The 18,889-nt window shown below is 69.6% G+C and carries 19 protein-coding genes and 2 tRNA genes; 7 read left to right on the forward strand and 14 right to left on the reverse strand.

Translation table 11 applies throughout. The features are described from left to right. Positions 1 to 194: 194 nt before the first annotated feature. The 6 genes from ACLKM7_RS02065 to sigK all read right to left on the reverse strand — a co-directional run bounded on the left by ACLKM7_RS02065 (position 195) and on the right by sigK (position 4,428). On the reverse strand, positions 195 to 833 hold the full coding sequence (locus ACLKM7_RS02065; RefSeq protein ID WP_436445353.1) for an endonuclease domain-containing protein: 639 nt from the start codon (positions 831 to 833) through the stop codon (positions 195 to 197). A gap of 523 nt (positions 834 to 1,356) precedes the next feature. Beyond that, positions 1,357 to 1,995, reverse strand: a complete 639-nt coding sequence (locus ACLKM7_RS02070; protein WP_436445355.1) for a DNA-directed RNA polymerase subunit beta — start codon at positions 1,993 to 1,995, stop codon at positions 1,357 to 1,359. A gap of 101 nt (positions 1,996 to 2,096) precedes the next feature. After that, on the reverse strand, positions 2,097 to 2,504 hold the full coding sequence (locus ACLKM7_RS02075) for a VOC family protein (protein ID WP_436445357.1): 408 nt from the start codon (positions 2,502 to 2,504) through the stop codon (positions 2,097 to 2,099). A gap of 67 nt (positions 2,505 to 2,571) precedes the next feature. Then, complete coding sequence (locus ACLKM7_RS02080) at positions 2,572 to 2,919, reverse strand: helix-turn-helix transcriptional regulator (RefSeq protein WP_436445762.1); 348 nt, start codon at positions 2,917 to 2,919, stop codon at positions 2,572 to 2,574. Between the two features lie 88 nt (positions 2,920 to 3,007). Beyond that, positions 3,008 to 3,829 (reverse strand): anti-sigma factor, encoded by an 822-nt coding sequence (locus ACLKM7_RS02085; protein WP_436445358.1) that lies wholly within the window; start codon positions 3,827 to 3,829, stop codon positions 3,008 to 3,010. After that, positions 3,826 to 4,428 (reverse strand): ECF RNA polymerase sigma factor SigK, encoded by a 603-nt coding sequence (sigK, locus tag ACLKM7_RS02090; RefSeq protein WP_436445359.1) that lies wholly within the window; start codon positions 4,426 to 4,428, stop codon positions 3,826 to 3,828. The genes ACLKM7_RS02085 and sigK overlap by 4 nt, the downstream gene beginning before the upstream one ends. Positions 4,429 to 4,594: 166 nt before the next feature. Here sigK and ACLKM7_RS02095 point away from each other — a divergent pair, with 166 nt between their 5' ends. From ACLKM7_RS02095 to ACLKM7_RS02105, 3 genes are all read left to right on the forward strand, one after another. Beyond that, entirely contained in the window at positions 4,595 to 5,278 is a 684-nt protein-coding gene (locus tag ACLKM7_RS02095; RefSeq protein WP_436445360.1) for a fasciclin domain-containing protein, read from the forward strand. 208 nt (positions 5,279 to 5,486) lie between these two features. Then, complete coding sequence (locus ACLKM7_RS02100; protein WP_436445361.1) at positions 5,487 to 7,094, forward strand: serine/threonine-protein kinase; 1,608 nt, start codon at positions 5,487 to 5,489, stop codon at positions 7,092 to 7,094. Positions 7,095 to 7,182: 88 nt separating this feature from the next. After that, positions 7,183 to 7,258, forward strand: a tRNA-Lys gene (locus ACLKM7_RS02105). 106 nt (positions 7,259 to 7,364) lie between these two features. On the opposite strand, the gene ACLKM7_RS02110 is transcribed toward ACLKM7_RS02105, so the two are convergent. The 4 genes from ACLKM7_RS02110 to ACLKM7_RS02125 are packed head-to-tail and all read right to left on the reverse strand — an operon-like array spanning position 7,365 to position 11,392. Beyond that, entirely contained in the window at positions 7,365 to 7,817 is a 453-nt protein-coding gene (locus ACLKM7_RS02110; RefSeq protein WP_436445362.1) for an N-acetyltransferase family protein, read from the reverse strand. A gap of 25 nt (positions 7,818 to 7,842) precedes the next feature. Next, positions 7,843 to 8,499 carry a DNA alkylation repair protein gene (locus ACLKM7_RS02115; RefSeq protein WP_436445363.1) on the reverse strand — a complete coding sequence of 219 codons (657 nt, stop codon included), beginning with the start codon at positions 8,497 to 8,499 and terminating at the stop codon, positions 7,843 to 7,845. Next, positions 8,496 to 9,098 carry an isochorismatase family protein gene (locus tag ACLKM7_RS02120; protein ID WP_436445364.1) on the reverse strand — a complete coding sequence of 201 codons (603 nt, stop codon included), beginning with the start codon at positions 9,096 to 9,098 and terminating at the stop codon, positions 8,496 to 8,498. The genes ACLKM7_RS02115 and ACLKM7_RS02120 overlap by 4 nt, the downstream gene beginning before the upstream one ends. Continuing rightward, the gene (locus ACLKM7_RS02125) at positions 9,095 to 11,392 is read right to left on the reverse strand and encodes an MMPL family transporter (protein ID WP_436445365.1); all 2,298 of its coding nucleotides are present in this window, start codon (positions 11,390 to 11,392) and stop codon (positions 9,095 to 9,097) included. The genes ACLKM7_RS02120 and ACLKM7_RS02125 overlap by 4 nt, the downstream gene beginning before the upstream one ends. A gap of 54 nt (positions 11,393 to 11,446) precedes the next feature. Between ACLKM7_RS02125 and ACLKM7_RS02130 the strand changes: the two genes are divergently transcribed. Next, on the forward strand, positions 11,447 to 12,421 hold the full coding sequence (locus ACLKM7_RS02130; RefSeq protein WP_436445366.1) for an EamA family transporter: 975 nt from the start codon (positions 11,447 to 11,449) through the stop codon (positions 12,419 to 12,421). A 7-nt stretch (positions 12,422 to 12,428) separates the two neighbouring features. Here ACLKM7_RS02130 and ACLKM7_RS02135 read toward each other — a convergent pair whose 3' ends face one another. Next, the gene (locus ACLKM7_RS02135) at positions 12,429 to 12,827 is read right to left on the reverse strand and encodes a hypothetical protein (RefSeq protein ID WP_436445368.1); all 399 of its coding nucleotides are present in this window, start codon (positions 12,825 to 12,827) and stop codon (positions 12,429 to 12,431) included. A gap of 77 nt (positions 12,828 to 12,904) precedes the next feature. Beyond that, positions 12,905 to 12,977 (reverse strand) — tRNA-Thr (locus ACLKM7_RS02140). Between the two features lie 260 nt (positions 12,978 to 13,237). Between ACLKM7_RS02140 and ACLKM7_RS02145 the strand changes: the two genes are divergently transcribed. The 3 genes from ACLKM7_RS02145 (at position 13,238) to ACLKM7_RS02155 (ending at position 15,891) form a co-directional block, all read left to right on the forward strand. Continuing rightward, on the forward strand, positions 13,238 to 14,125 hold the full coding sequence (locus ACLKM7_RS02145; RefSeq protein ID WP_436445369.1) for a MetQ/NlpA family ABC transporter substrate-binding protein: 888 nt from the start codon (positions 13,238 to 13,240) through the stop codon (positions 14,123 to 14,125). Positions 14,126 to 14,201: 76 nt separating this feature from the next. After that, complete coding sequence (locus ACLKM7_RS02150; protein ID WP_436445370.1) at positions 14,202 to 15,239, forward strand: methionine ABC transporter ATP-binding protein; 1,038 nt, start codon at positions 14,202 to 14,204, stop codon at positions 15,237 to 15,239. Next, positions 15,232 to 15,891, forward strand: a complete 660-nt coding sequence (locus ACLKM7_RS02155) for a methionine ABC transporter permease (RefSeq protein ID WP_436445371.1) — start codon at positions 15,232 to 15,234, stop codon at positions 15,889 to 15,891. The genes ACLKM7_RS02150 and ACLKM7_RS02155 overlap by 8 nt, the downstream gene beginning before the upstream one ends. Positions 15,892 to 15,947: 56 nt before the next feature. Here the strand turns inward: ACLKM7_RS02155 and ACLKM7_RS02160 are convergent, their stop codons facing one another. Beyond that, positions 15,948 to 17,522 (reverse strand): alpha/beta hydrolase, encoded by a 1,575-nt coding sequence (locus ACLKM7_RS02160; RefSeq protein WP_436445372.1) that lies wholly within the window; start codon positions 17,520 to 17,522, stop codon positions 15,948 to 15,950. Next, positions 17,519 to 18,715: a DNA polymerase III subunit delta' gene (locus ACLKM7_RS02165; RefSeq protein ID WP_436445373.1), complete on the reverse strand. Its 1,197-nt coding sequence runs from the start codon at positions 18,713 to 18,715 to the stop codon at positions 17,519 to 17,521. Before ACLKM7_RS02165 ends, ACLKM7_RS02160 begins: the two co-directional genes overlap by 4 nt. Positions 18,716 to 18,889 lie beyond the last annotated feature (174 nt).

The following is an 18,889-nucleotide window of genomic DNA, read 5'->3' on the forward strand; positions in this document are numbered from 1 at the left end:
GCTGACACGCCGTCATCCGGCTCCATCGTCCGGCGTGCCGCACGCACGGTCCGCGCCTGCGGATCCGATTCTGTGCACGCACAGCCCGCACCTGCGGAGCCGAGATCTCGACCGATGCAGCCCGCACCTACGGATCCGATTCTGTGTACGCCCAGAGCGCCAGTGGATCGGATTCTGCGCGTGCGCAGCCGACGTCAGACCAGGTGGATTCCGCGGTCGATGTAGGCCAGAATCGCCATCTCGACCGTCGGCCAGTCGTGGACGACCAAGCTGTAGTCGAACCGCAGGGTCACGAAGCCCCAGGATGCGGCGTTCGCGTCTCGGACGAGGTCCTTGTGACGGTGGGATTCGTCGTCGTGATTCGGTGCGCCGTCCACCTCCACGATGAGGCGGTCGCCGATCAGGAAGTCCACGCGACCCACCGAGACGAGCCTCACCTGCGTGCGCACGGGCAACCTCCGCGCGCGCAGCCTCCACCGCAGCAACGACTCGAGTCCGCTGTCTGCGTCATCACGCGAGTACTCGATGGCCTCGCGCGCCGCAGGTCCCACGCGGGCGCGGAGCCAGCTCAGCCCGGTCGCCTTCAGTTTTCCCAGCCGGCGCGCGGACTCCAAGGTGACGAAGAAATCCTCGAGGCCGCGGCACAGCAGGATCTGCCGCAGTATGCGCGGGACGGACGGGAGCCCGAACGCGTCCGTCGTCGTTCCGTCGTCCCAATGTGCGACGCACCGGCACGCGGCGTGCGGGTACGACCGACCGTGTGCGCCCAGCCAGACATGAGGGGCGGCATCCGTCTCGAGCACCCACAGACCCTCATGGCGCGCGGCTGTCACGCAAGCAAGGGTTCCGCCGTGCGTCGCTGCTGTGGCGACCACGTCGCACGCGCCCGCGGCCGCGTACACGCCACGACGAAGCGGCCTGAGGCTGCCGTCGGCGACACTCTCCCCGATCTTCGCTCTGGTGAAACCCGCAGACGTCAGTTCGCGGAACGTGGACACGGCTCGTTGCTGGATCGTGCACATTCGCCCAGGCTGGCGGCTGCGGCATCCGAACGCCGCCGGCGTTGAGGACTCTGTGGACAACCGGGGCGATCGACGGTCTGGGGAGGAGACGGCCCCGCGCCGCGCACAACATCGGATCCGCAGGTGCGGAGGCTCCAGCCGACACGCCGTGAGCGGGGGTAGCAGCCCGGCGTGTCGCACGCGCGGTCCGCACCTGCGGATCCGATTCTGTGGAGCCGCGGTCACCGCGGCCTGGCGGAGCAGGGCGCGGGCCGGCACCTGCGGATCCGATTCTGTGTGGAGGCGCGGTCACGCGGCCAGGCGGAGCGCGGCGCGTGATTCGGCGTCGGATGCGTCAGTTCAAGGCGTCACGGCGCCACAGGCCGGCACAGGCCGAGAGGTCGCCGGCGTAGTCCGACAGGCGCAGAGCGCGCGTCGTGAACGCCGAAGCCCGGTCGGGCTCGGTGGCCTCGTAGTCGTCGGCGACGTGCGTGGCGCCGGATGCCTGCACCCTCGCGAACGCGGCGGCCCGGTCGAGCGCGACCGCGAAGTCGCCTTCGAAGAGTCCGCGCATGATCGTGTCGATGAGGGCGACGAGTTCGTCGGGGCCGGCAGGCGACGGCGCACCGGCCACGATCTCGTCGACCGAGCCGAGCTCAGCTCGCCCGCGCTCGTACAGCAGGGCCGCGGTGTGCGGGTCGTCGTGGATCATGAGCTGAAGCAGGTACAGCCGCCACAGCGTGCCGGGAAGCGTCCGGGCGGGCGAGCGCGACCACAGCTCGGCAAGATCGTCCAGCCCGTGCTCGTCGGTGAACGCCACCAGCCGCTCGACGATCGCACTCTCGGGGTCTGCCCGCACCCGCGCAAGCAGCGCATGGGCGGTGGAATGGGCGATCCGAGACACCTCGGCCGGATCCTCGGCCGAGAACAGCCGATCGAACAGTTCGGCCGGCCGCCGGACGGGCTTGTGGAACTCCCGGGACTCGTCACTCACCTGGTCCAGGCTACCCGCCGCAACGACCGCGAGGGCTCGTTCGGGCAGGTGCGGCATCCACGGCAGGCACATGTTCGCTCTTCCCGTCCGGCGTGACCGGGTCAGGCCTGGTTGATGCGGATATGGTTGCCGGCCGGGTCGCGGAACGCGCAGTCCCGGGCTCCCCAGTCCTGCGAGATCGGCTCCTGCAGCACTTCGGCGCCTGAGGCCCGCAGACGCTCGAACGTGGCGTCGAGGTCGTCCGTCGAGAAGACGTACGGACCGGGCCCGATGCCCTTGACGATGAGCCGCTCGAGCGCCTCGCCGTCCTCGGGCGAACGGCCCGCGGTGGGGTCCGACACCACGAGGGCGAGACCCGGCTGACCGGCGAATCCGAAGCTCACCCAGCGGTGACCGTCGTACGACACATCGTTGACGATCTCGAGGCCGAGTCCATCGCGATAGAACTCGACGGCGGCGTCGACATCGTCGACGGTGAGAGGGCTGTATGCAAGGGAGATGGTGGTCATGATGCCACGCTAGCTGCGGCATCCACCGCTCCGCTTCTCCGATCCTGCTCGGTCGGCCGGCGTCCGTTCAGACGTACCGCGCGGGCCTCGTCAGGATCTTCGCGATGCACAGCGGCATGGCCTCCGCCGCGTCGTGCGAGCGTGAGCGGTACGAGCTGGGCGTCTCGCCGACGATGGAGGTGAACGTCGAGCTGAACGAGCCGAGAGAGGTCGCACCCACCGCGATGCAGGCATCCGTCACCGACATTCCGCCGCGCAGCAGCGCCATCGCGCGTTCGATGCGCCGGGTCATCAGGTACGAGTAGGGCGTCTCGCCGTACGCGGCCTTGAACTCACGCGAGAAGTGCGCGGGCGACATGAGCGCCTTCGCGGCCATCGTGGGCACGTCGAGCGGCTGAGCGTAATCGCGGTCCATCAGGTCGCGCGCGCGTCGCAGGTGGACGAGCGTCTGCGGGGTCTGCGGGGCGGATGCCACGGCCTCAGGATATCGGGATGTACCGCTCTCACGCGGTCGGGATGGCCACGATGGGGTCTGTGGTCGGCACGCCGTCGGGGGCGCCGCCCTCAGGCTCGACCGTGACTGCGACGGTGTCCTCTTCCGACCATGGGCCGTCGAGCAGCACCGTGGTGTCGCCGTCGGCGCCCGCCTCGAACGTTCCGGCCGAGATCGGGTCGCCGTCGCGGATCCACCACAGCTCGAACGTCTCGTCCTCCGGGATCTCGGGCATCCCGTTGGTCACGAGGACGACTTTGCCCACCGACGGCGCCCAGTGCGCGGTCGCTGTGCCGCCGCCGGTGACTTCGACCGTGGCAGATGCGGCGTCGGGCGCCGACTCGATCTCGTCGAGCGCCACGACGGCGGGTGGCCGGTTGACCAGCTCGTTGATCGACGCCGCGCCGAAGCCCAGCACGGTGAGCACCACCAGGCACGCGGCCAGTGCGAGCAGCCCGCGGCTCCAGTTGCGCCGGGTCACGGCCTGGATGGTCGAGGTGTTCGGCGGAGGCTCCGCGCTCGGGCGCTCGTCCTCGGGCTGCGGGGTGAGCGGCTCGCCTGCCTCGATCGCGGCGGCGGCCTCGGCGGCGCCGATCGCGGGGACCTGCGGCGTCGTCGCGATGCGCGAGAGCAGACTGGAACGCATCGTCAAGGGCGGCGCGGCCTCGACGACGCCGTCCGCGAGGACGGCCGCGGTGGCGGCATCCGTCCTCACCCAGTGCTCCCATTCCGGATGCCGCGCCCACTCCGCCTCGAAGACCGCGCGGTCGTGCGGCGAGAGGGCGTTCAGCGCGTATCCCGCCGCCAGTTCGGCGAACTCCTGCTCGTTCACGCCGTCACCCCCATCGCATCCCTCAGTCGAGACAGTCCGTCTCGCATCCTCGTCTTGATCGTCCCCAGCGGCGCTCCCACCAGCGCCGCGATCTCGCTCTGACTGTAACCGCCGTAATAGGCGAGGGTCAGGGCTTCCTTCTGCACTTCGGGCAGAGTCGACAGCGCCGCGGTGAGCTCTCGGCTCGCGAGACGCAACTCGACCTGTTCGGCGACGCCGTCGTGGGCGACGTCCAGGTCGCGCAGCCCCGCCCGTACGTCACGATCGCTGCTCGCCTGCGACGCCCGCACGCGGTCGACAGCCCGGCGATGAGCGATCGTGAGGACCCACGATCTTCCCTGACCTCTGTTCGGAGTGAACCGCGCAGCGGATTGCCACACCTCGAGGAACACCTCCTGCAGGACTTCCTCACTCTGCGCTCGGTCGACGAGAACCCGCAGGATGAGGCCGAACACGCGCGGCGACAGCAGGTCGTAGAGGCGGGCGAAAGCGTCCTGGTCTCCCGCGGCGACGCGCTGCAGCAGCACCGCGATGCGGTCGATCCGCGTCGTGCCGTCCTCGGGCACGTCGACACCATCGATGACCATGTCCACCAGCATGCCTCATCCCCTGTGCCCGTCGATATTCCGGCACGGGTCCCGTCATCCGGACCCATCCGATTCCGGCCCGCCTCCGAACACCCCAGTACAGCCGCTCCTGCGGCCGGCTCCCGTCCTGCGGGGCCTGCACATCACGGTCCGAACGGACCCCACTGAGGAGAAAGTCATGTCACGCACTCGAACGTTCACTTCACGCCGTACCCGCATCTCGGCGGGTCTCGCTCTCGCCGTCGCCGCCACTTTCGCGCTCTCCGCCTGTTCCATGGGCGGCTCGGCCGCCGAGCCGTCGGACGAGCCGTCGGCAGCGCCCATGGAGACCGAGGAGGCCGAAGAGCCGATGGTGATGGACCCCGCGGCGAACCTCGTCGGCCCCGGCTGCGCCGGCTACGCCGAAGCCGTTCCGGACGGCGCCGGATCGATCGAGGGCATGTCGACGGAGCCGGTCGCGGTCGCAGCATCCAACAACCCGATCCTCACCACGCTGGTCGCCGCGGTGAGCGGGCAGCTGAACCCCGAGGTCGATCTGGTCGACACGCTCAACGGTGACGAGTTCACGGTGTTCGCGCCGGTCGACGACGCATTCGCCAAGATCGACCCGGCCACGATCGAGGCGCTGAAGACCGACTCGGCCACGCTCACGACGATCCTCACCTACCACGTCGTGCCCGGACAGGTCGCCCCGGATGACATCGCCGGCACCCACACCACCGTGCAGGGCGCCGATGTCGAGGTGACGGGCAGCGGGGACGCGCTCATGGTCAACGACGCCAACGTCATCTGCGGCGGGGTGCAGACCGCGAACGCCACCGTCTACCTCATCGACTCGGTCCTGATGCCTCCGGCTCAGTGACCACCCGCCGGCACTGCCGGCGAGGGAGCGGCGCAGTCGCCGGCACCAGCGAGGTGGTGCCGGCGGCTTCGTCGTGCCGAGCCATTGCACTGATCGCGCGCGGCGTCAAGGGCGTGTCGGCCTCTCTTCCCGCCGCCTAGGTTCGGAGAAGCTCGGAGCGCCCGACCCCCACCCGACACCTGCGTGACGCACCCGAGCGGGGAGGACCATGACTGACGTGCGCGAGGCGGAGGACATATCCACAGGCGAACTGCTCGACGGGCGCTATCGCCTCGAGCGTCGCATCGGCGAAGGAGGCATGGCGCGGGTGTACCGCGCCGAAGACAGCCACCTGAACCGCACAGTGGCGATCAAGGTGCTGCGCGGTCCGATCGGCGGATCGGAGGTTCTCGAGCGCGCCCGAGCGGAGACCCGTGTGCTGGCCTCGCTCAACCACCACTCGATCGTGACGGTGTTCGACGCCCGCATCTCGGAGTCCGACGGCAGCTACATCGTGATGGAGTGCGTCGAGGGGGTCACGCTTCGCGACCGCATCCGGCAGGGACCAATCGACGAACGCGACGTGGCGACCATCGCGGTTGACATCGCAGAGGCTCTGCACGTCGCCCATTCGGCAGGTATCGTCCACCGCGACATCAAGCCCTCGAACGTGCTGCTCGGACCCTCACCGCTTCCCGGGCCGACCTGGCGCGCGAAGCTCGCCGACTTCGGCATCGCTTTCCTCCTCGACACCACGCGCGTGACGACGCCGGGACTGGTCGTGGGCACGCCGGCGTACATCGCGCCCGAGCAGGCGCAGGGCAAGGCCCCGGCCGCCGCGTCCGATATCTACGCCTTCGGCCTCATGCTCATCGAGGCTTTGACGGGAACGCGTCCGTATGAGGATGCCGAGGGCATCGGCGCGCTGGTGGCGCGACTGATCACGTCCCCTGAGATCCCCGACTCGCTGAGCCCGGAGTGGCAAGGCCTTCTTCGGGGAATGACGGCCACCCGCCCCGACGACCGCCCCACTGCCTTGGAGGTCGCCACGTCGGCGGCTCGTCTCGCCGCCGCGTCCGCGGTCGCGTCGGTCGACCTGCCCACCGAGGCCGCTCCTATTCCGACGAGCCCCACGTCGGTGCTGCCCTCTGCCACGGCCGTCGGGAGCGGAATCGTGGGCACGCACGTGGCGGAGGGCGCCGTGCCGAATGCGCCGACCAAGCCCACGGCGATCGTCCCCATCGAGGAGCCACCGCCGTCAGCTCCGGCATCCGCTTCGCCTCTCGTCACGGCCTCGACGCGGGCGGAGACACGGGAGCGTCGCGCCACGCCCCACCGGCGAAGAGTCGTGGCCGGTATCGTGGCCGCGGCAGTGCTGATCGTCGCGATCGCAGCGTTGGTGTGGGGTTTGGCCGTGGAGGCCGGAACCCCGGACCCCGGGCCTTCGGCGCCGGTCGTCGAGCCGACGCAGCAGCAGCCTAGCCAGACGCCCACGCAGCAGGCTCCGCCGCCCGCGGTGGAGGAAGAGGACGGCGGGGATGACGGGGGCACCGGAAGCGGCAACGAGGGCAACGGCAATCCGGGGAACGGCAACCAGGGCAACGGCAACGGCAACGGCAACCAGGGCAACGGCAACGGCAACGGCAACCAGGGCACGGGCAACCAGGAGACCGGCAACCAAGGCACCGGCAACCAGGGCAACGGCAACGACACCGAGACGGAGACCGGTGGGACAGGAACGGAGACGGACCCCGACACCCCGCCCGGCACCGGCACCGGTGAATCCCCTGCCCCCAGTACCATCCCGAACCCGACGAATAGCGCGCCCGCCGGGTGACATCGCCGCCGGCGCACCGGCGATCGGGACCGCAACAGAACTGAGCAGCGATTCGGGACCCTCACGTAGCCCGGTAGGCTGAAGACGAGGGCCTCTAGCTCAGTCGGTAGAGCATCGGACTTTTAATCCGCGGGTCGTGGGTTCGAGCCCCACGGGGCCCACCAATCAGGAACTGGGACCGTGTGGTGCCGCCGAGAGCCAGTTCAGAAAGCCCGGCGGGACCCGTCGCGCCTCGGGTGGTGTGGCAGTGGTTGGCGCAGTAGCAGCCGTTCATGATGCTTCGAGCCCGATCTCGTAGTGCACGAACCCGGTGTTCTTCGCCACGCGGTCGTAAAGCGCACGGGCGGTGGTGTTCGTCTCCTGCGTCAGCCAGTACACCTTCGTGCAGTCGTTGTCGCCTGCCCATGTGGTCACGTGCGCGATCAGGGCACGCCCGGCGCCCGAACCACGCGCGCCTGGGGCCACGAAGAGGTCCTCGAGATAGCAGTACGGGCGGTCCGACCAGGTCGCCGGGTGCGTCAGCCAATGCACGAAGCCGATCGCCCGGCCTGAAGCATCCGTCGCGATCGCTCCCCAGATCGGGTAGTCCGCAGCGGTGAGATGGCTCCACGTGAGTGCCGTCTGCTCGGCCGAGAGCTCGGCCGCGTAGAACTCGAGATAGCCGCGCCACAGTGCCAGCCAGGCGTCGTGGTCGGCAGGGGCGAGAGCACGGATGTCGGTCACGGTATCCGAGGCTATCGGTCCACCGTCAGGCCAACGCGGTGCATGCGGTCCGACGCGCGTGGGCACTGAGATCGGCACCGCGTCGCGCGAGGAACTGCTCGAGTCTCGCCTGGTCGATTCGCCCGATCTCACGCAGTGCCACGCCCACGCTGGTCTGCACCAGGTGCTCGGGGTCGGCAACGAGAATCTCGCACAGTGCGAGCGGATCGTCGAGGTCTCCGGAGCGGATGATCCAGAAAGCGGCAGTGATCGCTGTGCGTCGATGCCATCTATCGTCGGAACGTGCGAGGTCGAACAATACGTCGCGCGGCTTGTCGAGCAGATACCCGCCGATCACGCGAGGCGCAGCCCTATCGATGTAGTCCCACGTTTCGATGCGGTCGATTCGTCGCATCCACAGCTCGTAGAGGGCTTGCCGATCGGGCTTCTTCGCCCGCGCGGCGAAGTCCAGCACCGAGACGGCGGCCATCCGCATCTCGTATGCGTCGGAGTCGAGCAGCCGGTCGACCTCGGCCAGGGGCATCCGGCTGTTCGCCTTCGCGATATCGAAGACCGTTCCCATGCGTACGCCGATGACCTCGGTGCGTGTGTCGGTCATGCGCCGCTGGATCTTGGCGCGTTCGTCGGCGGATGCCTCGGCCTCGAGCGCCGCGCGGATGCTCTCGGCCGTCGCGTCGCTCACTCGCCGTGCCGCTGGGACGCGTCGCCTGATTCGACGAGTACCGCGCCGGCGTGTGCGATCTCGGCGAGCGCCTTCTCGCTGGAGTCGGGGTGCACCCCGGCGACGAGGTCGGTGAGAACCCGGACGTGGCGGCCCGCGCCGATTGCGTCCAGCGCGGATGCGCGCACGCAGTAGTCGGTGGCGAGGCCGACGATGTCGATGTCGAGGATGCCGTGCTGTTCGAGGAGCTGCAGCGCGGTCGTGCCGTCGTCAGCGACACCCTCGAACAGCGAGTACGCCGGCTTGCCCTGACCCTTCTTGAGGTGGTGGGTGACGGCGGATGTGTCGAACGCTTCGTCATACTCAGCGCCGGAGCTGCCGCCCACGCAGTGAACGGGCCACGTGTCGACGAAGTCGGGCTCGCCCGCGGCGAAGTGGCCGCCGTTGTCGTTGTCGCCGTCATGCCAGTCGCGTGATGCGACGATGATCTCGTACTCCTCGGCGTGCGTCCGGAGGTACGCGGTGATGCGCTCGGCGACCGCATCACCCCCCTCGACACCGAGAGCGCCGCGCTCGGTGAAGTCGTTCTGGACGTCGACGATGAACAGTGCCTTGCTCATGATTCGAGCGTACGCCGGTACTCCTCGCGTGTGAGGGGGTGGCCGTCCTCCGCGACGAGCTCGGACGAGGTGGCGGCGGGAACGCGGACGGGTTCGGAGCCCGCCGTCGCGCCGTCGTGACGCCACATCTTCGAGGGCCACCAGATCGCCCGTCCGATGTCGAATGACAGGGCGGGGACGAGGAGGGATCGCACGACGAACGTGTCGAGCAGCACTCCGAACGCCACGATGAACGCGATCTGCGCGAGGAACAGGATCGGGATGACACCGAGTGCGGCGAACGTGGCCGCGAGCACCAGCCCCGCGGAGGTGATGACACCGCCCGTCGCGACGAGACCTCGCAGGATGCCGCGCCGCGTTCCGTGGACGAGCGACTCCTCCCGCACTCGGGACATCAGGAAGATGTTGTAGTCCACACCGAGTGCGACGAGGAACACGAAGCCGTACAGCGGCACGGCGGGATCGGCGCCCGGGAACCCGAGCACCTCGTTGAAGACGATCGCGCTCACACCCAGCGCGGTGCCGAACGACAGGATGACCGTCGCGATGAGGAGCACAGGCGCGACGATCGACCTCAGCAGCACCATCAGGATCAGCAGGATGACGACGAGGATCACCGGGATGATGACCGTGCGATCCCGCGTCGAGGTGTCGTTCGTGTCGACGTCGGTCGCCGTCTCACCCCCGACGATCGCCGCACCGACGCCCAGCGTCCCGTCGAGATCGGCCCGCAGTGCGCGGACTGTGTCTTCTGCGGCGACGGAGTCCGCGGCATCCGTCAGCGTCCCGATCACGAGCACGTCCCCTTCGGCCACCGTCGGCTCCGGTGCCGGTGTTCCCGGCGGGCCGACCGCCGTGAACACCGGTTCGCCGTCGTCGAGTTCGACCGTCGCCTGACCAGTCGGCGAATCCGCCGCTGCGACGGCGACCGAGTCGACACCGTCCGCCTCGAGGAGAACCTCGACCGCCGTCGTCAGATCGTCCTCGCGCACGATGACGTAGACGGGCGATCCAGACCCGGCCGGGAAGTGCTCCGCGAGCACTTCCTGACCCTCTCGTGCTTCGGATGCCCCGAGCACGAGTTCGCTCGTGGGAACGCCGTCCGCCTTGAGCTGCGTGACGCCGACGGCTCCGGCGAGGAGCACCACTGTGCAGACGATCCACACCGTGCGTGCACGACGGGCGACCAGCCGTGCCACTCGCGGCCACACTCCGGTGACCGGCTGTGTCAGGTCATCGGGGATCGTCGCCAGCGGCGCCTTCGGGATGAAGGGCCAGAATACGGCCCGTCCGAACAGTGCCAGCAGCGCCGGGAGGAACGTCAACGCCGACAGCACTGAGAACGCGATGCCGATGGACGCGATGGGTCCGAGGGCGCGATTGGTCGCGAGGTCGGACAGCAGCAGGCACAGCAGGCCCGCGATCACCGTCCCGCCGGATGCCAGGATCGGCTCGAACGCGCCGCGCCACGCCTGCATGACGGCATCCCACCGTTCCGCGCCCTCCGCGATCGCCTCGCGGAAGCGTGCCACATAGAGCAGGGCGTAGTCGGTCGCGGCGCCGATCACCAGGATGAAGAGGATGCCCTGCACCTGCCCGTTGAGCACGACGATGCCGGCCTTCGCGAGCCACCACACCGTGAGCAGGGCGACGCACAGCGCGAAGACCGACGTCGTGAGCACCAGCACCGGCAGCAGCGGCGACCGGTAGACGATCACGAGGATCACGAATACCGCGATGAGTGCGACGGCAAGCAGAAGCCCGTCGATGCCCAGGAACCCCTCGACGAGGTCGGCCGTGAAACCCGCAGGGCCGGTCACCCAGCCTTCGAGCCCCGGCGGCAGGTTCTGGGCAACGAGGTCTCGCATCGCAGCGACCACCTCACCGACGTCCGCGGACGAGTCGATCGGGACGAACAGCTGCAGCGCCTCTCCATCCTCCGACGCGACCGGCGGCGAGACATCGTCGTGGACGCCGTCGAGCTCTGCGATGTCGTCGGCGAGCGTCTGCACGTCGGCGGCGTCCGACTCCGACAGCTCTCCCTCACCGGTCACGACGACGACGGCCGGGATGCTCTCCTCGCCCTGGAAGTCGGCGAGGCGCTCCCCCGCGCGCGTCGCGTCGGCGTTCTCGGGGAGGAACGATGAGCGGTCGTTCGTCGAGACCTCGTCGACTTTTCCGAAATACGGTCCGCCGATCGAACCCACCGACAGCCAGACCAGGACAAGGAGCGCGGGAATGCCGATCCGGAGCCAGCGGGAAGGCCCACGGCGGGCGTGATGGGGCGGCGTCATATTGCTAGCTTATCTAGCGATAGCTGGTGCGGCGACACCCTAGGCTGACGCACGATGATCTCTGCGGCACTCGCACTCCTCGGCGCCCTCGTCTACGGCTCTGCCGACTTCTTCGGCGGACGCGCCGCCACCCGCCTGCGCTCGATCGTCGTGACCGCGGTGGCCGCCCTGTCGGGCCTCGTCGCGCTCGCGGTGACGCAGCCATTCCTCGGTGGCGTCTGGACCCCGCACGATGTGGCATGGGGCGCACTCGCGGGCGTGATCGGCGTGGTGGCGGTGGCCTTGCTGTATGCCTGCCTCGCGATCGGGCCGATGAGCATCCTCTCGCCGCTGACAGCGGTCGTCTCGGCGATCGCCCCGATGCTGTGGGGGCTGCTGGTCAACGGCGAGGCGCTCGCGCCGATCGGCTACGCCGGCCTCGGCGTGGCACTGGTGGCCGTCGTGCTCGTGGGCTTCCTGCCGGGCGAGGCCGTGGTCCGGCCGCAGCTCAGGGGTGTGGTCATGGCGGTCGGCGCCGGAATCGCGATCGGCGCATTCCTCATCGTGATCGACCAGACGAGCCAGGGCAGCGGCCTCATCCCGCTCGTGACGAGCCGGGCGACGAGCAGTGTCGTCACCGCGATCGTCGTGGGGGTTCTGGCCCTCGCAGCCCTGCGGCGCGGCGCCCGCGCGCGGTCGGTGTTCGACGTCGCCGGGCCACGCCTCGGTGCGACGCCGACCGGCCACGCGGATCTCGAGCACGCTGACGATCCGACGAGCGCCTGGACTGCGGCATCCGGAACCCGTGTCAGCACTCGGCAGGCGTGGTGGCTCGCGATCGTGTGCGGGGTGGCGGATGCCGCGGCCAACGCTCTCATGCTGGTCGCGCTGCGAGCGGGCGAGCTGTCGATCGTGTCGGCGCTGACAGCCCTGTACCCGGCAGGGACGATCCTCCTGGCGGCGATCGTCCTGCGCGAACGCGTCGCCCCGGTCCAATGGGCGGGCCTCGCGCTCGCCCTGCTGGCGGGCGGCATGCTCGCGCTCGCGTGAGCCCGGCTCAGCCGCGCAGGAAGAGCAGGATGAGCGACACGGCGAGCGAGAGCGCGCCGACAGCGATGAGACCACCGGCGAGCAGCGCCACCGCACGCACGGCGGGCGATCCCTGCGTCAGGCGCATACGGTTGCGGGCTCCGCGCCGGTAGAAGACATCGGCCATGTCCTTCTGGCCGATCGCGAGCTCCTGCTCGTGAGTGAGGCCCGATTCGTTCACGCCGCCGTCCTCGTCGAACCAGCGCACGATGTGGCCGTGCTCGGCCTCCTCCACCACGGCGCGCGTGGGGACCCACGTGCCGTCGAGCAGGTACATCACCAGGGCGATGCCGGCGACGAGAGCGCCCAGGCCGAAGCCGACCCACGAGAAGATCTCGGCGATGGCATCGATCGCGTGCTCCGGCACCGTTCACCACCGTCCTTGCGATACGGAAAACGGCCACGCTGCCGTCCCTGAGAACTGCGCGGCCGCTTCCGGTTCAGAGCCACCTAAGGGAATCGAACCCTTGACCTATTCATTACGAGTGAATCGCTCTGCCGACTGAGCTAAGGTGGCGCGCTTCGCTTGCGCGATGCACGATCAACGATCTTACAGGCTCGCGAAGGCGCTCGCGAACCGCGACAGGACAGCACGCGACCGCGGACGCCGTCTCTGCCGCGACGGGACTCGGTGTCGACGTGTTACGTGCGAATTCGGAGCCGTTCGCCGGCGGTCATAGGTTCGTATCCGGTCCGCGATGCAGCGAGCGCGGTCCGAGGATCGCGCCGGCGGTCGACCGCCCACCGTCGCCGGGCCATCGATCCACAGGAGCAGACATGTCCAAGAAGTTCGTATCCGCCGCCGCCCTCGCCCTCCCCCTTGCCCTCATGCTCGCCGGGTGCGCCGGCGGCAACGCCGAAGCGGGCTCGGAATCCGGCGAGGTCGTGCGCATCGGCGTCGTCAACTCCGGCGACGCGTACTGGGAGACGTTCACCGAGACGGCCGCCGACGAAGGCATCGAGGTCGAGATCGTGAACTTCACCGAGTACACGCAGCCGAACCCCGCTCTGTCGGCCGGCGAGCTCGACCTCAACCAGTTCCAGCACGTCATCTACCTCGCGACGTACAACGTCCTGAGCGACGACGATCTGCAGCCCATCGGCTCCACGGCGATCTACCCGCTCGGCCTGTACTCGACGCAGTACGAGTCGGTCGACGACATCCCCGAGGGCTCGACCGTCGCCGTGCCGAACGACGAGTCCAACCAGGCTCGGGGCCTCCTCGTCCTGCAGTCGGCGGGCCTCATCGAACTGGCGGACGGCGGCTCGATCTTCTCCACGGTGGCCGACGTGCTTCCGGAGTCGAAGGTCGAGGTCGAGGCTCTCGAGGCCTCGTTCACCGCGACGTCGCTGCCCGATGTGGCGGCCGCGATCGTCAACAACGACTTCCTCGCCGACGCGGGACTGACCGCTGACGACGCGATCGCGCAGGACGACCCCGCCGACCCCGCGGCGATCCCGTACATCAACATCTTCGCCGCGAAGGCCGAGGACGCCGACAACCCCACCTACCTCAAGCTCGTCGAGATCTATCAGGAGACCCAGGAGATCCTCGATGGCGTGGTCGAGGCGTCCGGGGGGACCGCCGTTCTCGTCCAGACTCCGGTCGAGGACCTCGTCGCCTCGCTCGCCGAGGTCGAGGAAGCCACTCGCGACCACCAGTGATCCCGCTCGTGTGCGGCCCGGTCGGCGACTCACGCGATCGGGCCGCACTCGTGCGTCCTGCCCGAGGAGCAGCAGCATGAGCCTCATCCGCCTCACCGGCGTCAGCAAGGTCTATCCCCCGCCCGCGAAGGGCGCCGACCCCGTCATCGCCGTCGACGACGTGTCGCTGTCGGTGCAGGCCGGCGAAGTCTGCGGCGTCGTCGGCTACTCCGGCGCCGGCAAGAGCACCGTGCTGCGCCTCGTCAACGCCCTCGAGACGCCGACGGCGGGCACCGTCGAGATCGACGGCGTCGACATCACGGGGCTGCGCGAACGAGAGCTGCGGGCTCTGCGCGGTGACATCGGCATGATCTTCCAGCAGTTCAACCTGTTCGACTCGCGCACGGCCGCGGGAAACGTCGCCTACCCGCTCGAGGTCACCGGGCGCCCTCGCGCCGAGATCGCGGCGCGCGTCGACGAGCTGCTCAGCTTCGTCGGGCTCGCCGACAAGGCGCGCAGCTACCCCGAGCAGTTGTCCGGCGGGCAGAAGCAGCGCGTCGGCATCGCGCGAGCGCTCGCCACGAGCCCCCGCATCCTGCTGGCGGACGAGGCGACGAGTGCGCTGGATCCCGACACGACGCAGGAGGTGCTGACCCTCCTGAAGCGCGTCAACCAGGAGCTGGGCATCACGATCCTCGTCATCACCCACGAGATGGATGTCATCCGCACCCTCGCCGACCGGGTCATCGTCATGGAGAGCGGCCGCGTCATCGAGAGCGGCGGGGTGTTCGACGTGCTGTCGGCCCCGCAGCACGCCGCCACGCGCCGTTTCGTCGCGAGCATCATCGAGGACGTGCCGGCCGGCGAGCAGCTGCGCACGCTGCACGACCGGCACCCCGGCCGGATCGTCACCTTCACCGTCCGGGACGGCGACGTCACCCAGGGCGACATCTTCGCGACGCTGTCGTCTCACGGTGTGCGATTCGAGCTGATCCACGGCGGGATCAACGACATCCGCGGGCGCGTCTTCGGGCATCTCACTCTGGCGCTGACGGGAGAGGCGGATGCCGTCCAACAGGCCATCGAAGCGGCCTCGGCGTTCGCTCCGCTGAACGAGGAGGACGTCCGTGGATAGGCTCGTCGACCTGCTGCCGGAGCTGTGGGCGGCCACGACCGAGACTCTGTACGTCGTCTCGTTCAGCCTGCTGCTCGGTGGTCTCGGAGGCCTCCTGGTCGGACTCGCCCTCTATGCCACGCGCTCCGGCAGTCTGTTCCCGAACCGGGTGCTGTTCGCCGTGCTGAACGTCGTCGTCAACTTCTTCCGTCCGATCCCGTTCGTGATCCTGCTCGCCGCGGTCCAGCCGCTCGCGCGCGGTCTCGGCATCCCCGGAATCGGCCCGGAGTTCGGCATCTTCGCCATCACGATCGCCTCGCTGTTCGCCATCAGCCGCATCGTCGAGCAGAACCTGCTCACCGTGCGGCCCGGTGTCATCGAGGCCGCGCGCGCCACCGGCGCGAGCCGCACCCGCATCCTCTTCCGGCTGCTCCCCCGCGAGGCCCTGGGCCCGCTGATCCTCGGCTACACGTTCATCGTCGTCGCACTGGTCGACATGACCGCGATCGCCGGTGCCGTCGCGGCGGGCGGGCTCGGCGAGTTCGCGATCGTCTACGGCTTCAAGCAGTTCAACCCGTGGGTCACGTGGGCAGCGGTCCTCGTGATCATCGTGCTCGTGCAGGCCGTGCAGTTCCTCGGCAACGCGCTCGCGCGTCGCGTGCTGCGCCGCTGATCATCGGACAGACGAGAGGACGGATGCCGCGGCATCCGTCCTCTCCTTCGTCATGGCTACTCGCAGCGCAGGCCGTCCTCGGGCACGGTGCCGTCGATCAGGTAGGACTCGACCGCGCCATCGACGCACGCGTTGCCCTTGTTGTAGCCGGTGTGCCCCTCGCCGACACGCGTGACGAGGACCCCCGACGCGAGCTGCTCCGCGAGCGACACCGACCACTCGTACGGCGTGGCGGGGTCGTTGGTGGTGCCGACCACGACGATGGGCGCCGCGCCCTCGGCCGCGATGGGCTCGCGCACGCCGGTGGCCGGGTACGGCCACACCTCGCACGGGTCGGGCCCGATCCAGTACGGCGCGACCGTGGGCGCCTCGGCAGCGAGCAACGCCTCGGCCGCGGCCTCCTGCTCGGGGGTCGAATCCAGCGGGTAGTCCATGCAGTTGTACGCACGGAACGCCTCGGTCGAGTTGTCGAGGTAGACGCCGTCCTTGCGGTTGTAGTAGAAGTCGGCGAGCTGGAACGCCACGGCCGGGTCGCCGGCGAGCACATCCGTGAGCGCGGCGGTCAGGAAGCTCCAGCTGTCCTGCGAGTACAGGGCCGAGATGATGGCGGTCATGAGCGCATCCGCGCCGAGCATGCGACCGTCGGCGTTCGCGATGGGGTCGCGGTCCACCGAGGCCAAGAGCGTGCCGAGGTCGGCCATGGCGTCATCGACCGACCCGCGGAACGGACATTCGTCGTCCTCCAGGCAGGAAGCCATATACGCCCGCAGCGCGGATTCGAAGCCGATGCCCTGCGTGATGCCGACGTCGAGGCCGGGTACCGCCGGGTCGATCGCGCCGTCGAGCACGAGGCGGCCGACCCGCTCGGGGTACAGCTTCGCGTACGTCGCGCCGAGGAAGGTGCCGTAGGAATAGCCGAGATAGTTCAGCTGCGCATCGCCCAGGACGGCCCGCAACAGGTCCATGTCACGCGCGGCGTTCTCCGTCGTGATGTAGGGCAGGATCCCGTCGCTGCCGGCGTCGCAGGCCTCGGCGAAGTCGGCGTGACCGTCGAGCAGCTCGCCGGCCCAGGTATCCGTCCCCCGCTCACCCTCAGGGATGTCGAACAGATACGCGTCCATGTCAGGCGCGTCGTAGCAGTGCACGGCCGTGGACTCGCCGACACCGCGCGGGTCGAACCCGATGACGTCGAAGCGCTCCCGCACCGCATCGCCGACGGCGAACGACAGCGAGTCGCGGATCAGCCCGACGCCGCTCGCGCCTGGTCCGCCCGGGTTGGTGAGGAGCGAGCCGATCGGCTCGCCGGTCCCCTCGGCGCGGCTGCGGATGACCGAGAGCTCGATCTCGCCGGCACCGGGGTCGGCCCAGTCCAGCGGTGCCCTCACCGTCGTGCAGTCGAAGCCGCCGCACTCCGTCCAGTCCAGGCGCTGCTCGTAGAAGGGCAGCAGCTCGGCGGTCACGCCGTCGGTCTGCGGGGACTTGCTGCTCGTCGGCCGCGGGGCGGATTCGGGGATCAACGTGTACAGGCACCCGCTCAGGACGAGGGATGCCGCGGCGAGGCCCGCGATGAGCGCACCGAGTCGCCCGAATCGGCGGGCACGGGTGTTTCGGCGAGGACGGGTCGGGTTCACGGGGTCCTTCCGCTGGCGACGGTGATGAGCATGCTCTCGAGCGCGAGGATGGGTGCGGCGTTGAGTTCGACGTTCTCGCGCGTCTCGCCGATGCGGTCGACGACGGTGAGGGTGCGCTCGGGGCTCCACGCCGCGGCGAGTGCACGCAGGTCGGCCTCGAGCTCACGGTTGATGATCGTGTCGTCGCGGCCGAACTGCAGCATGAGGACGTCGCGGAACATCGATTCGAGGTCCGTGAGCACGCGGTCGATGCCGTCGCGCAGGCTGCGCGTGGCGCGCCGCTTCTGGTCGTCCTCGAGCGCGGACAGCTGCGAGCGCACCGCGGGGGGTACGGCCGCCCCCTCGGCGATCCCGAGGGTGTGGAGCAGGCTCGACCGCTCGGCCTCGTCGCGCTCCGCGGTGAGGGCCTTGGCGTCCTCGGTCGCCGCCGCCACGATCGCGCCGGCGACCTCGACGGCATCGCCCACGCCGCGCACCCCGAGGACGGCGCGCAGTGTGGCGTCCCGCCTGGCGCGGGCCGCGGCATCCGTCGCCAGTCTCTGCGCCATGCCGATATGACGCTGCGCATGACGAGCGGACTGCTCGGCGACGGCCGGGTCTGCCCCGGTGCGCTGCACGATGAGCCTCGCGACGTCGTCGACGTCGGGCTCGCGCAGGCGCAGCGTGCGCACCCGCGAGCGGATCGTGGGCAGCAGGTCGGCGTCGCTCGGGGCGCACAGCACCCACACGGTGCGTTCGGGCGGCTCTTCGAGCGCCTTGAGCAGAACGTTCGACGTGCGCTCGGCCATGCGGTCGGCGTCTTCCATGACGATCACGCGGTACCGGCCCAGAGAGGGCGAGAAGTACGACCGCTCGACGAGGGCGCGGGCGTCCTTGATCGAGATGATCACGCCCTCCGTGCGCAGCGCCGTCAGGTCGGGGTGCGTGCCCGCGAGCACCTGACGCATGGTCTGGGCCGTGCCGGCGCCGTCGGCCGGGTCGGCGATGAGCGCCGCAGCGAAGGCATAAGCGAGTGTGGAGCGACCAGAGCCGGGCGGGCCGGTGATGAGCCACGCGTGGGTGAGTGATGCCGGATCGGATGCCGCATCCCGCAGCGTCGCGACCGCCTCGTCCTGCCCCCACACGGCGCCCCACGGCAGGGCGTCGGCCTCGATCGCCGCGCCCGAGGCCTCAGCGACAGCGACCGGATCCATGTCGCCCAGCCTAACCGCGGGCCCAGACGCCCGCGTCACGCCCGTGTCGCGCCCGCGTCCTCATCCGCGCGCCCTCCCCGCCCCGCCACCACCGCGAGCCGTCGCAAGTGGCCGCTCGAACACCGCCGGAACGGCAATTCGCGACGGTTCGGCGCGTGCCGAGGGTTCGGCGCG

This window comes from Microbacterium sp. I2 (assembly GCF_051364985.1).
Lineage (GTDB): Bacteria > Actinomycetota > Actinomycetes > Actinomycetales > Microbacteriaceae > Microbacterium.

Coding starts and splice junctions, on each gene's coding strand:
- ACLKM7_RS02075 (WP_436445357.1), bottom strand. CDS start 2,504: ATGACCACCATCTCCCTTGCATACAGCCCTCTCACCGTCGACGATGTC.
- ACLKM7_RS02080 (WP_436445762.1), bottom strand. CDS start 2,919: ATGGACCGCGATTACGCTCAGCCGCTCGACGTGCCCACGATGGCCGCG.
- sigK (WP_436445359.1), bottom strand. CDS start 4,428: ATGCTGGTGGACATGGTCATCGATGGTGTCGACGTGCCCGAGGACGGC.
- ACLKM7_RS02095 (WP_436445360.1), top strand. CDS start 4,595: ATGTCACGCACTCGAACGTTCACTTCACGCCGTACCCGCATCTCGGCG.
- ACLKM7_RS02100 (WP_436445361.1), top strand. CDS start 5,487: ATGACTGACGTGCGCGAGGCGGAGGACATATCCACAGGCGAACTGCTC.
- ACLKM7_RS02120 (WP_436445364.1), bottom strand. CDS start 9,098: ATGAGCAAGGCACTGTTCATCGTCGACGTCCAGAACGACTTCACCGAG.
- ACLKM7_RS02125 (WP_436445365.1), bottom strand. CDS start 11,392: ATGACGCCGCCCCATCACGCCCGCCGTGGGCCTTCCCGCTGGCTCCGG.
- ACLKM7_RS02130 (WP_436445366.1), top strand. CDS start 11,447: ATGATCTCTGCGGCACTCGCACTCCTCGGCGCCCTCGTCTACGGCTCT.
- ACLKM7_RS02145 (WP_436445369.1), top strand. CDS start 13,238: ATGTCCAAGAAGTTCGTATCCGCCGCCGCCCTCGCCCTCCCCCTTGCC.
- ACLKM7_RS02150 (WP_436445370.1), top strand. CDS start 14,202: ATGAGCCTCATCCGCCTCACCGGCGTCAGCAAGGTCTATCCCCCGCCC.
- ACLKM7_RS02165 (WP_436445373.1), bottom strand. CDS start 18,715: ATGGATCCGGTCGCTGTCGCTGAGGCCTCGGGCGCGGCGATCGAGGCC.